Source organism: Streptomyces monomycini, from assembly GCF_022271435.1.
GTDB classification, from domain to species: Bacteria; Actinomycetota; Actinomycetes; order Streptomycetales; family Streptomycetaceae; genus Streptomyces; species Streptomyces monomycini.
Map to the genome: position 1 here is coordinate 77399 of NZ_JAFIQY010000016.1, position 12485 is coordinate 89883.

General features: G+C 74.1%; 10 protein-coding genes. 1 reads left to right on the forward strand and 9 read right to left on the reverse strand.

Annotated features, from left to right (window positions below; translation table 11 throughout):
* Positions 1–3: 3 nt before the first annotated feature.
* The 9 genes from JXZ78_RS19665 to pgfA form a co-directional block, all read right to left on the reverse strand.
* A complete protein-coding gene (locus JXZ78_RS19665) occupies positions 4–633 on the reverse strand; it encodes a hypothetical protein (RefSeq protein WP_033039216.1) in 630 nt (209 codons plus the stop codon).
* On the reverse strand, positions 617–907 hold the full coding sequence (locus tag JXZ78_RS19670) for a Trm112 family protein (RefSeq protein WP_050502859.1): 291 nt from the start codon (positions 905–907) through the stop codon (positions 617–619). The genes JXZ78_RS19665 and JXZ78_RS19670 overlap by 17 nt, the downstream gene beginning before the upstream one ends.
* The gene (locus JXZ78_RS19675) at positions 904–1902 is read right to left on the reverse strand and encodes a DMT family transporter (RefSeq protein WP_030023080.1); all 999 of its coding nucleotides are present in this window, start codon (positions 1900–1902) and stop codon (positions 904–906) included. Before JXZ78_RS19675 ends, JXZ78_RS19670 begins: the two co-directional genes overlap by 4 nt.
* Before the next feature lie 4 nt (positions 1903–1906).
* Entirely contained in the window at positions 1907–2698 is a 792-nt protein-coding gene (locus JXZ78_RS19680; protein ID WP_033039219.1) for a class I SAM-dependent methyltransferase, read from the reverse strand.
* Positions 2695–4374, reverse strand: a complete 1680-nt coding sequence (locus JXZ78_RS19685) for a hypothetical protein (RefSeq protein WP_063726153.1) — start codon at positions 4372–4374, stop codon at positions 2695–2697. The genes JXZ78_RS19680 and JXZ78_RS19685 overlap by 4 nt, the downstream gene beginning before the upstream one ends.
* The gene (locus JXZ78_RS19690) at positions 4371–8834 is read right to left on the reverse strand and encodes an alpha-(1->3)-arabinofuranosyltransferase domain-containing protein (RefSeq protein WP_030023085.1); all 4464 of its coding nucleotides are present in this window, start codon (positions 8832–8834) and stop codon (positions 4371–4373) included. Before JXZ78_RS19690 ends, JXZ78_RS19685 begins: the two co-directional genes overlap by 4 nt.
* The gene (locus tag JXZ78_RS19695) at positions 8831–9556 is read right to left on the reverse strand and encodes a class I SAM-dependent methyltransferase (RefSeq protein WP_030023087.1); all 726 of its coding nucleotides are present in this window, start codon (positions 9554–9556) and stop codon (positions 8831–8833) included. The genes JXZ78_RS19690 and JXZ78_RS19695 overlap by 4 nt, the downstream gene beginning before the upstream one ends.
* A gap of 7 nt (positions 9557–9563) precedes the next feature.
* On the reverse strand, positions 9564–10799 hold the full coding sequence (locus JXZ78_RS19700; protein WP_030023089.1) for a glycosyltransferase family 4 protein: 1236 nt from the start codon (positions 10797–10799) through the stop codon (positions 9564–9566).
* A 304-nt stretch (positions 10800–11103) separates the two neighbouring features.
* A complete protein-coding gene (pgfA, locus tag JXZ78_RS19705; RefSeq protein ID WP_030023090.1) occupies positions 11104–12051 on the reverse strand; it encodes a cell envelope lipid trafficking protein PgfA in 948 nt (315 codons plus the stop codon).
* A gap of 284 nt (positions 12052–12335) precedes the next feature.
* On the opposite strand from pgfA, the gene JXZ78_RS19710 reads away from it, so the two are divergent.
* On the forward strand, positions 12336–12479 hold the full coding sequence (locus JXZ78_RS19710) for a hypothetical protein (RefSeq protein WP_167515176.1): 144 nt from the start codon (positions 12336–12338) through the stop codon (positions 12477–12479).
* Positions 12480–12485: the final 6 nt, after the last annotated feature.

A 12485-nucleotide genomic window follows, 5' to 3' on the forward strand; every position in this document is an offset into this window, starting at 1 on the left:
GTCTCAGTCGACGGTGCGCTGTAGCAGGCCCCAGGTGAACTCGGCTACTGTCGCCCGCGGTTCGCCGTCCGTGTCGGGCGCCGTGAACGCTAGCCGCCAGCGGGTGGGGGCCGTGCCCTCCATCGGGCGGGCCGGGGTGAACGCGCGGGCCACCTCGTCGACCGTGCAGGACCAGGGGACCAGATCGCCGGTCGTCCGCAGGGCGGGGGCGGCGGCGCCCGGCGCCCGGACGAGCCACGCGTTCCACGCGGTGCCCTGCGGACCGGTCAGCACCTCGAACCGCAGATCGGGCCAGAGCGGTACGGGCCAGGTCAGCGCCTCGCAGGTCAGGTCGCCGATGCGGCGGGCGGTGACGGACTCGGGACGGCCGAGCAGCGAGCGGTAGCGCTGCACCGCGCCGCGCGACCGGGGCGAGTGGGCCCACGCCTGCCAGCGGCGGTTGGCCTCCCGCAGCTCGGCGCGCGAGGCGCCGAGGGCACGCAGCGCGTCCTCGACCAGGCCGGGCTGGTGGTCGGCCATGCGGCGCAGAAGGACGAGCTGGAAGGCGCGGGGGCCGTCGGCGGGCCCGCCGGGGCCACCGCCGGACCTGCTGCCGGATCCGTCGCCCGGGCCGTTGTCAGTGGTGGGGTTCATGATGGACATGTTCGCGGACGGTGGGTCCGGGCGGGCCCTGGCGAGGCTCGTCGGGTGGGCGTTCGTCCGGGGGCAGGCGGCGCAGGATGGCTTCGTGTTCGGTCTCGGTGACCTGTTCACCGGAGGAGGGGAGGAGCTGGGGGATGTTGTCGAGAATGGGGTAACGGCGGCGCAGCCTCGGGTTGTAGAGGATCTCGTCCGGGAGGAGGAGGGTGAGCGGGCCCTTGTCGATCGGGCAGGCGAGGATCTTCAACAGGGGGTCGTCGGGGGTCACGGCTCAGCTCCTTGAGAGGGGGCGGAGGGGGAAGGGGAGGACGCATCTGATGCCGGTGCCGGTGCCGGTGCCGGTGCCAGTTCCGTTTCCGGTGCCGGTTCTGGTTCCGGCGGTGGGGCGTCCTGGCGGGGCAGGGCGAGCAGGACGAGGACGGCGACTGCGGTGCCGCCCAGGCGCAGGCCCAGGCGCAGGGGATCGGAGGGCAGCGGCTCGCCGAAGGCGACCGTGCCGCAGGCGGCGGTGAAGACGCAGGTCACGGTAGTGCAGACGGGGACGATGAGGGAGGCACGGCAGCGCTGGAGCGCGGTCTGCGACAGCACCAGGCCCACTGCGCCGGTGAAGAGCAGCAGATACGGATACGGGGAGGTGAACACGTCACGGACGACGCCCGCCGGGTCGTGGGCGCTCAGCAGTCCGGAGACGCCTTTGATGGCGAGCGAGCTGACGCCGTAGAGCAGGCCGACGGCCACACCGTAGGGGACGCCCGAGGTGGGCTGGCGGTGGCGGCGCTTGGCGCGCCGTTCGGCGGTCCCGTACAGCCACAGCCCCGCGACCAGCGAGGGCAGGGCGATGGCGAGCAGGGTGCCGGTGGGCGCGGTGCGGGTGACGGTGCCGGCGCCGCTGCCCTGGAGCGACCCGACGACCATGCCGAGCGCGAGCAGGATCGCCAGGATGCTCCGGCGCTCGCGGCCGCTGGTGCGCTCACCGAGGAAGACCGACGACAGGAGGAGCAGCAGGACGAGACCGGAGACGAAGATGCCCTGGGCCGCGGCGATGGGGAGGGTGCGGTAGACCGCGAGCTGGGCGGCGAAACCGGCGGCGAGGGCCAGTGAACCGCCGATCCACAGCGGGCTGCTCAGCAGGTGGCGCACGAGCCGGGCGGGCCGGCGGGTGTTCAGCGCGGGCAGCGCGGACAGGGCGCGCTTCTCCAGTACGAACCCGGTGCTGTACAGGACGTTGGCGAGCAGTGCGGCCGCCACGCCCCACCACAGCACCGCCCTACTCCCTTCTCCGGCGGGCATGGACGAGCAGGACGGAGGCCAGCGAAGGCAGACGGCAGGCGGCGCGGTCCAGGGGCCGCAGCGGACGCGGCACGTCGTGGTACGGCGCCCCCGCGATCCGTACGACCTCGAAGCCGCAGGCCGGCAGGAAGCCGCGCAGCGCGCGGGCGGTGTAGAGGCGCAGATGGCCGACGACCTGGGTGCCGGGCCGTCCGTGGATGCCTCGCATGCTCACCTCCGAGAAGACGGGCTGGACCCCCGCTAGGAGGAGTCCGCGGTTGTACCAGGCAGCGAGATTGGGGGTGGAGAGCATCAGATGACCGCCGGGACGCAGTACCCGGCGCAGTTCGTCGAGGGCCGCGTCGGGGTCGACGAGGTGCTCGATGACCTCGCTGAAGAGGACGGCGTCGGCGCTGCCGTCCGCGAACGGCAGCCCACCGTCGCCCAGTTCGCCCCGTACGGCGTACGGAACCCGGGTCGTGGCGCGGCGCAGCGCGTCCTGTGACCAGTCGACGCCGATGATGCGGTGACCGGTCAAGGCCCGGGCGGCGACGGCGGCCGCGCGCCCGTCGCCGCACCCGACGTCCAGGACGGTGGCCGGGGGCGCGTCCGGACGTACCGGGCCCAGTGCCCGGGCCAGCATCAGCGCCTGGCGGTGGCTGCGGGCGTCACCGGAGGCGACGGGTACGGCGGGGTTCTCGTAGAACTCCCGGAGGGCGTGCCGGGGTTGGCGGCCCGCCGTGGCCCGTGGGGCTTCGGTGTCCCGGGCGGTGGCGGCCTGCCGGGTCACGGGGCGGTGCCTTCCGGGCGGTCCGTGGCATCCGTGCTATCTGTGCCATCCGTGCCATCTGTGCCATCCGTGCGGTCCGTGCCATCCATGCGATCCGTGCGACCTGTGCGATCTGTGCGGCCCGTGTCATCCGGGTGGTCAGTGTGATCCGTGTGGTCCGTGCGACCCGTGCGGTCTTCTCCGGCCCCCGGCGTCCAGGACGTGGCCGCGAGCGACCGGGCGAAGAGGGCGCCCAGGCGGGCGCCCGCCTCGTCGTCCAGGAGCGCGTGCGACCAGCGCAGCGCCAGTTGGACGCGCCCGCCGACGGAGACGGTGGTGACGGTCAGGCCGCGGGGCATACGGGCCGGAGCCGAGAACCACACGGCGGTGGGGCGCCCCGCGTCCCCGAAGTCGAGCGGATACGGGATGCGGCCGATGTTGGACAGCAGCGTGGTGGACGCCAGGGGCGCGGCGGCCGTGCGCAGCGCCCGCGCGAGGACGCCGCGCGCGCCGACCGGGAGCACCGGCGCGGTCAGCAGCGCGGCACCGAGCCCGAGTTGGGAGCCCGGCGCGGCCTTCAGGGAACGGGTGCGGGCGGCGGTGCGCCGCAGCAGCCGGGCGACCGCCGCCGGGTCGGGCGGGTCGGCCGTGAGCAGCGCCGCGTCCCGCTCCTCCTCCGGGCCGAAACCGACGGAGACCAGCCGGGTGCCGTTGCCGATGGGCATGTCCGTACCGCGCGGGCGGTCGTCCACCGGCATGGTCACGACGACGGGGGCGCTCGGACGCCCGTGGACGTGGTTCCAGCGGGCCACCATCAGGCAGGTGGCGACGAGAAGCTGGTCGTTGACGGTGAAGGCGGCGACGCCGTCGACGCGGGGCGGCCGGGCCGGGACGGGCAGCTCGGTGATGAGCATCCCGTTGCCCCGGGCGCTCGAACCGCCCTCGCTGCCCGCGCTCCGGGGCCCGCGTTCCGCGGCGATCCGTACCGGCCTGGCCAGGCGGTGGCCGCCGAGCGGCGGTGTGTCCTGGGAAGCGCCGCCCATGGGAACCCCGGGCGCGCGGACGGGCGGTGGCGCCGGGGAGTTGTCGGCGCCCCCGTAGAGCTGGGCGGCGGTGGCCAGCACCCGCAGGCAGGCCGGGCCGTCCAGCGCGGTGTGGTTGATGGTGACGAGCAGTACCGTGCCGCCGTTGCCGTTGCCGTTGCCGTTGCCGTTGCCGTTGCCGTTGCCGTCTGCGGAGGCCCCGTCCTCGCTTCCCTCCCCGTCCGGCCCCCGCTCGACCACCTCCAGACGCACCGGCGGCGAGGCGTCCAGCGGCGGGCAGTCGGCCAGGGCCCGTTCCCGGGCCCGTTCGAGGGCGTCCGGGCCCGGCGGGGGGAAGACGACCGGGTCCACGTCCGGCACCCCGGTCAGCTCCCACTCGTACCGGCGCCGCCACCAGCGGTGCGGTGCCTGGCGCATCAGGATGCGGGGGTGCCGGCACAGCGCCTCACGGAACGCCGCCCGCAGCCGGTCGGGGTCCGGCCGTCCGGGCAGGTGCACCTCGATGTGCACGGTCTCCGGTTCGTCGTCCGTGAGGCAGTGCCGGGTGATCTCGTCGACCACCGGGAACGGGATGCGCCGTACGGTCCGGTCCGCCGTGCCGGGCGGCCCGTCCCCGGCCGGTGGTTCCCGTCGTGCCGGCTGCAGTGCGGTCATCGAGTGGGTTCCTCCCCGTTCCGGTCCGGTGAAGTGCCGTGAGGTGGTGTGTCGTTCGGCGGTGTGCCGCCCGGTGATATGACGTTCGGAAGCGTGTCGCCCGGGGACGGCTCGTCGTGCGGAGGCTCACTACCCGTGGGCGGCTCGCCGCCCGAAGGCGTCGCGCTCTCCGGCGCCGCGCCACGCCGTCGCCGTCGTCTGGGCAGCGGCGGTGCCGGCGGCCCCGACGCCACCGGCCCGGAGACCGGCGGCATGGGTACCGTTTCCGCTTCCTCCGCCAACTCCGCCTCCCCCCGGGGCCCCGTCCCACCCCTCGCCCGCACCCCGCGCCGTGCCCACGAACCCGGCACCGTCACCACCGCGGCCGCCAGCGCCAGCAGCGCCAGTGCCTGCGCCGTGGCGCTGAAGGCCCCGGCTTCGGCGGCGGCCGGTTCGCCCGCGCCGAGCGCCGCCGTGATGCCGGCGCCCACCATGGCCAGCAGCGAGACCGGCACCAGGAGCCCCGGCCGGAACCGGGCCGCCAGTGCCAGCAGCGGCACGATCACGGCGTACGGCCCGGCGGCGAGCGCCACGACCACAGTGAGGGCGACGACCCCCAGTACCCAGGAGGGCGCGGGCGGCACCTGCGGTTCCGGCGGCGGCGTGCGCGGTGTGCGGCGCACCAGGGTGGAGCCGATGAGTACGGCGATACCGAGCGCGCCGCCGAGCAGCCCGAGGTCGTACGTCGTGGCGGGCGCGTACGAGAGTTTCACGAGCCCGCCTCGGCCCGCCGGGATCAGGAATCCCTGCTGCCAGCCGTCGAGCCGGACGGGTGACAGCTCGCGCCCGTCGAGCGTCGCGTGCCAGCCGTCGTTGGCGTTCTCGTACATCTGGAGGTACGCGGCGGCGCCGGTGCCGACCTGCACCGACCGCTGGTCGCCCGCCCAGTCCTCGGCCGTCACGGTCCGCCGTTCGCTCGCGGGCGCGGGGGCGCTGCCCCGGCTGAGGGTGACGTCCGTCAGCGCCAGCGGGCCCTGGTCGCCGGCCTCCACCCGGTGTTCGCCCGAGGGGAGTTCGAGGTTTCCGCCACGTGCTTCGCCCGCGCACAGTTCGACGTCGACGGGTCGGCGTTCGGTCAGGTCGCGGACGTAGCCGGAGGCCTTGGTGGCGTGCAGGGTGCCGTCCACGGCAAGCGGCGGGCCCTGGCCGCACGCCAGCGTGAACCGGTCGGTGGCCGAGGGGGGCGGGGTGCGCAGCGCCTCCAGCTGCGGGATGTAGACCTCGCTGAGGCCGACGGGCAGTTGCAGGGCCTGGTCGGCGACCGGGTTGTGGACGGTGAGTTCCTTGACCTTGCTGATGGTGATGTCGAGGCGGTCGGTGGTGATGGGGTCGAAGCGGGCCTGGCCGTTCTCGTCGACACCGGCGGTCGCGGCGCCGTCGGGGGAGTTGACCAGGATCTGTTCCGGGCGGGTGGAGATGCCGCCGGCCGCGGCCAGCACGATCTGGCTGACGGGCCGCTTGCCCGGCCAGCGCAGGTGCAGGGTGGGCCGGTCGCCCGCGATCCAGGCGGTGGTCAGGTCGCCGTCGACGAGGTTGCGGGGGCTGAGCGAGCGGCCGGAGCCGAAGCTGGTGGAGTCGGCGGTGACGGTGACGCGTTCTTTCTGGCGGGTGGCCGCGCGGTCCAGGAGCTGGTCGAGTTCCGGTCCCGGTACGGCCACGGCCTTGGCCGACACCGCGTACGACGCGCTCGTGCCCGTACGGAACTGGCGGTGCAGCCCTGCCTCGGCGGAGGCCGGCGAGAGGCCGCCGGGGTCGCTGCCGCGGTGCAGGGAGTACGTGGCGGAGGGCGCCGTGGACTTCTCGGCGTCCGCCGGGAGTCGCAGCAGCCGGGTGACCTGCACGTCCGGTATCTCCACCTCGGAGAAGCCCGCGCCGGACAGTCCGGCGCGCGGCGTCTGCGACCCGGTGATGGTGATCTCCAGCCACTTCGCGACCCCGGCCGGTGCTCTGACCTGCTGCTTCGCGCCGTTGGTGAGCAGTTGGCTCTCGACGCTGCCCCGGTCGGTCCGGACGCGTACGGAAGTCGGCGCCGCCCGCATGCCGTCACCCGGGAGCGGTGTCAGCGCGATCCGGGACGGTACGGACGTGGGACGGGTGAAGCCGATCCGCAGCCACTGGCCGACCGGTTCGCCCGCGCTGCCCTCGGCCCAGCCGGTGTCCGGGTCGCCGTCGAAGGCGTGCACCGGGTCGTACTGCGGCAGGTGGAACAGCCAGTTGCCGCTGCTGGAGGCGGTGACGGAGGAGGCGCCGCGCAGCACCCCGGTGGTCTGGTGGCCGATGCCCTCGGCCGGCAGGATCTGCCGCGGCGGGCGCCCGGGGTCCTGGACGCTGTCCGGGTGATTCCGCTCCCCGGGCGTGTACGTGTAGGACGTGTTGGAGTTGACCAGTCCGAACCGGGTGTCGGCACGGCGCAGCCCGTCGCCGGTCAGCTGGAGCGGCGGGGTGCCGACGCCCGGGTGGTTGTCGCCGGTCAGCACGGCCGGCCGGTGGCGCAGCGTGGGGTCGGCGGACAGCGGCAGCAGCGCCTCAGGACCTCCGCTGACCTGTGCGGTGTCCGCCACGGGCCGGGCGGTGACCGGGCCGGGGCGCGGAGTGTCCACCGGTTCGTAGATCTCCACCGAGCGCTGGCGCGGGTACAGGCCCTGGATCTGTACGGGGGTGTCGGGGGCGATCTTCCCGTCCGTGGTCAGCGGCCCGAACGCGGCGACCCGGCGGTAGCCGGACGCCTCCAGGGTGCGCTTGACGGTCTGTGTCGGTATGTAGCCGATCTGGTCGGGGTCGAGATCGTTGCGGACGACGACGTCGTACAGGCCCGCCCGGCCGAGGAAGTCGCGCAGCCCCGGCACTTCGGAGCCGGTCAGCAGCGCCTGTTCCACGGCGTCCATGGCGCGCCGTACGCCGGGCGTCCCGAAGGGCACGTAGTCGCGCTGCGCCCACCGGGAGCGGGCGAGCACGTCCAGGGGCTGGTCGATCGGGGAGCCCCAGGTGTAGACGCCGTGCGCGGTGGCGGGGACGACGAGGGCGCGGTTGTCGGGGGTGTTCTTCTTCAGCCAGTCGGCGGTCCGTTCCCAGGCGTCCGGCAGCTTCTTGAAGGCGCCGGGCTGGAGGACGGTCCCGTTGAGGAACGGCAGGGCGAGCGCGGGCACGGTCAGCAGCGCGACGACCAGCGGGAGGTGGCGGCGCCCGGGAACGCGCCGGGTGCCGCGCCGCTCACCGGCCACCCCGACGAGATGCGCCAGGCCGAACGCGAGGGCCAGCGCCAGGCCCGGCACGAACTTGTAGATGTTGCGGAACGGCCGCAGCCAGCCGTCGAGCCAGTCCTGCCACACCCCGTGGAACGGGCCGCCCAGCGCACCGGCGTACCCGGTGAGGCAGATACCGGCCACCACCAGCACGGTCAGCAGCAGCCAGCGCCGCTCCGGCGCGTCCCGGCGGGCCAGCCCGGCCAGACCCAGCGCGGCGGCCAGCGCCGAGCCGAGGATCGCGACGACGCCTGCCGCCATGGTCCAGCCGGCCGGCAGCCAGGGTTCGCCGAAGTTGAGGTAGCCGGTCCAGTTGCCGGCGCCGCGCAGCAGTTCGGTCGCCGACATGGTGCCGGTCGTGGTGTTGGCCTGCTCGATGTACGGCATGAAGTTCTCGCCGTACACCCCGAGCAGCAGCAGCGGTACGGCCCACCACGCGGTCGCCAGGACGACGCCCGGAATCCACCACGCAAGCAGCGCTCTGCGCCGGGTGCCCGTACGCGACAGCACGTACAGCAGGACGGGCAGCAGCGACGCCAGGGTGGATGCTGCGTTGACGCCGCCCATGAAGGGGATGAGCAGCGCGGAGCGGGTGGCGGCCAAGCGCGCCGACGCGCGGTGGTCGGTCAGCGGCAGCAGCACCCAGGGGAGCAGCGCGCCCGGCAGTGCGGCGGCGGAGGTGGAGCCGATGACCATGGTGAACGTCGGCCACAGCGCGTACGCGGCGGCGGCGAGCAGGCGGGCCGGCGGCGTGCCGACGCGCAGCCGTTCCGCCAGCCGCAGCGCGCCCCAGAAGGCGGTGGTGACGATCAGCGACATCCACAGCCGCTCGGCGAGCCACACCGGCAGGTGCACGAGGTCCGTCAGCGCGTAGTACGGCAGGGACGGGAACGCGTAGCCGACGTACTGGTCCGTGATGCCGCCGAAGCCCGCCCGGTCGTGCCAGAGCTGCCCGAGGTCGCCGAGGAACCGCCAGGGGTCGGTGGTCACCCCCAGCTTCGTCTCGAAGGTCATCTTCCCGGCGGACGGCGCGAGGAAGAGCACGAAGGTGACGGCCCAGAACGCCAGCAGCCAGCGCCGGGACCGCGGCGGTCCGGGCGGCGGCGCGCCCGGCGCGGACGCCGGGGTGCCTCCGGCGTCCGGTGATCCCGGTGAGCTGGACACGAGCGTCTGGGTCATGGCAACCGCCGCAGGATGAGGAGAAGGTTCCAGGTGGCTACTTCACGTACGCCCGGCAGGCGCGGGATCGTTTCGGCGAGGAACGGCGCGTACCGGGAGCGGGCCGTCACGATCCACACGTCGTCCCGCGCCCTGATCTGCCGCAGCGTCCGGCCGACGTGCAGCGCGAACAGGTTCTCGCCGAGGGTGTGCTTGGCGGCCCGGCCGGTACGCCGCCGGTAGCGCTCGCGGGCCCGCCGGGCGCCCAGGTAGTGCCACGGCGCCATCTCGTGCCCGCCCCAGGGGGACAGCCAGTTGGTGAACGACAGATAGATCAGACCGCCGGGACGGGTGACCCGCACCAGCTCGCTGAGGAAGGTCTGCGGATCCGCCACGTGCTCCAGGACGTTGGAGGAGAAGCACACGTCGGCGGCGCCGTCGGCCAGCGGGAGGAGGTAGCCGTCGGCGAGCACCGCGCCGCTCGGGGGGCGCCCGCGCGCGGCCAGTTCGCGCAGGTCGGGCTCGAAGAGGTAGCCGTGCGCGCCGCGGCGCCGGAACTCCTCGATGAAGTGCCCGCTGCCGCCGCCGATGTCCGCCACGACCCGGCCCTTCAGCGGCTCGTACCGCTCGATCTGGTCGGCGGCGTCCCGGGCGAGCAGGCCGTAGCAGTGCTCGGGGTCGTGCTGCTCGCGCAGGAAGGCGCGGAAAAGGGTGAGAGATCTGCGCAGGGAAGGGTCCCGCACCTCAGCATCACCGCCCGGCGGGGAGGTCGAGGTGTGCCTCGGCGTACGACTCGGCCGCCACGGCGCGGAAGCTGCGGACCGTGCCGCTCCACCGGAAGCGCGCGGCGCGCTGCGCGGCGGCGGCACCCAGCGCTTGCCGTCGCGGGTGGCTGAGCGCCAGCGTGCACCAGTGCGCGGCGAAGGAACTCTCGCCGCGCGCCAGCAGCCCGGTCACCCCGTCGTCGACCGAGTCGCGCAGGCCGGGGATGTCGAACCCGACGGCCGGGGTGTGCCGGGCGGCCGCCTCCATGACGACCAAACCCCAGCCCTCGACCAGCGACGGATGCAGCAGCAGCCAGGCGCGGCAGAGGAGTTCGTGCTTGTCCTGCTCGCTGATCCGGCCGGTGAAGTGCACGTCGGGACCGGCCATGGCCGTCAGCCGGTCGCGCTCCGGACCGTCACCGACGATCACCAGCCGGCCGCCGGTGACCGGCCGCACCCGCTCCCACAGGCGCAGCAGCAGATCGACACGCTTGTACTCGACCAGCCGGCCCATGGCCAGGAACAGCGGCTCCGGCGCCTCGGGGAGCAGCGGCCCCGGCTCCTCCACCCCGTTGTGCACCAGGCGGATGCGCTCCCGCTCCACGCCGAGCCCGCGCAGCGCGGCGGCGGTCGAGCCCGACACGGCGACCATGAGGTTGCCGCGGTGGGTACCGGCCAGCGCCCAGTGCTCCAGCCGGCGGCCGAGCCGGGCGGCGGGCGCGGGGTAGCGCATGCCCCACAGGTCCGTGTGGACGTGGTTGACCAGGCACAGCGTCGGTCCGGTGTGCCACAGGGGCGCCAGGTACGGCATGCCGTTGCAGACCTCGACCAGCAGGTCGCACGCGCCGACCCGGCGGCTGAACTGCCGTCGTACCCGGAGGAAGTGACCGGCGTCGCCGCCCGCGGAGACCACCCGGTAGCCGCGGTCGGCCGCGGGGCCGCCGCACAGCAGGGTGACCTCGTGGCCGTGCGCGGTCAGGCCTTCGGCGATGCGGTCGACGAGCAGTTCCGAGCCGCCGGCGGCGGGGTTGCCGAGGTCGCGGCGGGCGAGGAAGACGATGCGGTGGGGGATTGGGGGTGTGGGGTGGGTGAGAGATTCGTGGTGTGCGGGTGTTGCGGAACGTGCGGTCGTTGCGGATCGTTCGGGTGATTCATGGCGTGCGGGTGGTTCGCGGCGTGCGGGTGGTGCGGCGGACAAGGACGGTCGTACGTGCTGGGGCATGTGCGCTCCAACTCGTCTCAGGGTGCGGTACCAGTGGTGTGGGGGGACGTACTGCGTACTGAGTCGTGCGGACCTGCCGGCCTGGGGCTGCGGACGGGGGACGGGGGGACGGGGGGACGGGCAAGGGGACAGGTACGGGGACGAGGGCCGGTGCGACGATCGGGACGAGGACCGGTGCGGGGACGGGGACGGGGACGCGGGTGGGTGAGCTGGATAGTTTTCGCCGCCCTGTTCGATGCGGCTACTCACCGGCGTGACAATTTCCGCCCCGGCTCCGCCTGACGCCTCATCACTTCGCGCAGGATCAGCTGAACCGGCGCCTCCCGCGCACCACCAGCACCACTCCGAAAAGCGTCAGTCCGCCGCCCGCCACGGCTGCCGCGAGCGGCGCCGTCTCGCCGACCGTCTTGAGCTTGGTGCTGTCCGCGTCCGCGAGCGCCACCTGCTTGCGCTGGGTGGCGGGCGTGAACTCCAGCCCCGACCCGCGCAGCAGCGTCACCGCGTCGGTCCGCGCCCCGGGCGCCCGCAGCGTCTTGTGCGGCGAGATCGACGCGTTGATGATCCGGCCGGTGCGCGGCTCGACGACCAGCTCGATCCCACTGTTCGCGTACCACTCCTCGGCCTGCACCTGGCCCTGCGCCGGCCGCCCGACCAGCCGCCCCGGAACCTGCCGGCTGCCCGTCCTGGTGGGCGCGACGGTCCCGGTGAAGCGGTAGCCCTGGTACCCCTGTACCTGCTTGGTGCCGGCGAAGCGGAGCGGGACCGCGGCGCCGAGCGTGCTGTCCCACCAGCGGTAGGTCCGGCGCTGCACGTCGAAGGGGAACTTCAGGTACGCGTCCCCTTCGAAGCGGGTCGGTGCCTCTTCGCAGCAGTGCACCGGGGCGTTGGTGCGCCGGTCGGTGACCCACCGTTCCCGCGTCCACTGGAACGCCTTGCGCGGGTCCTTCAGCTCCAGGGTCTCCGGGGTGTCGACCGTCGTGGACACGTCCCACACGGCCCGCCCGCTGCGCTCGCTCGCCGCCACGTCCCCCAGCACGTGCCGGGTGACGGTGATCTTCTGCCGGTTCTTCGGGCGCAGCGTCCCGGTGTCGAAGTAGCTGCCGGTGCCGGTGAAGACGGTGGTCACGTCGACGTCCACCGGAGTGCGCTGGGCGCGCGGCGCGACGTACCAGGCGAGCATCGGGGCGAGCACCAGGAGGAAGACGCCGAGGCCCAGCAGGACCAGGGAAAAGGGTGAGGCGGTCTTACGCATACGGGCACTCCTGAGGGCGGCGGGGGCAGTGCGCGTGCGGCGTGGCGGTGGTCCGGGTGAACGGGCGGGAACCGTAGGCGCATCCTTGACATGCCGTCAATGCCCCCACACACTCGGCAGGCACCGCGGCCGCCGCGGCCCGGCGTCCCGTCGGCGCGGTACGGCACCGCGGCCGCCGCCGTGCGGTCCCGCGTGCGCCCGAGGCCGTCAGCGGACCGGGCCGGGCCGGACCGGTGCGCCGCGCAACCCTCGACGTACCCGCCACCGAAGGGGCCCGCCGCGCCATGCACAGACTGCTCGCCGCCGTACTGACCTCGCTGGGCGCCGCCGCCCTGGCCGTAGGCGCCTCCCTCGGCATCGTCGCCGCCCTGGACGCCACGCCGGAACAGCCGAACGTGCCGCTGGTGACCTTCGACCGGACGCCTTAGGGGAGG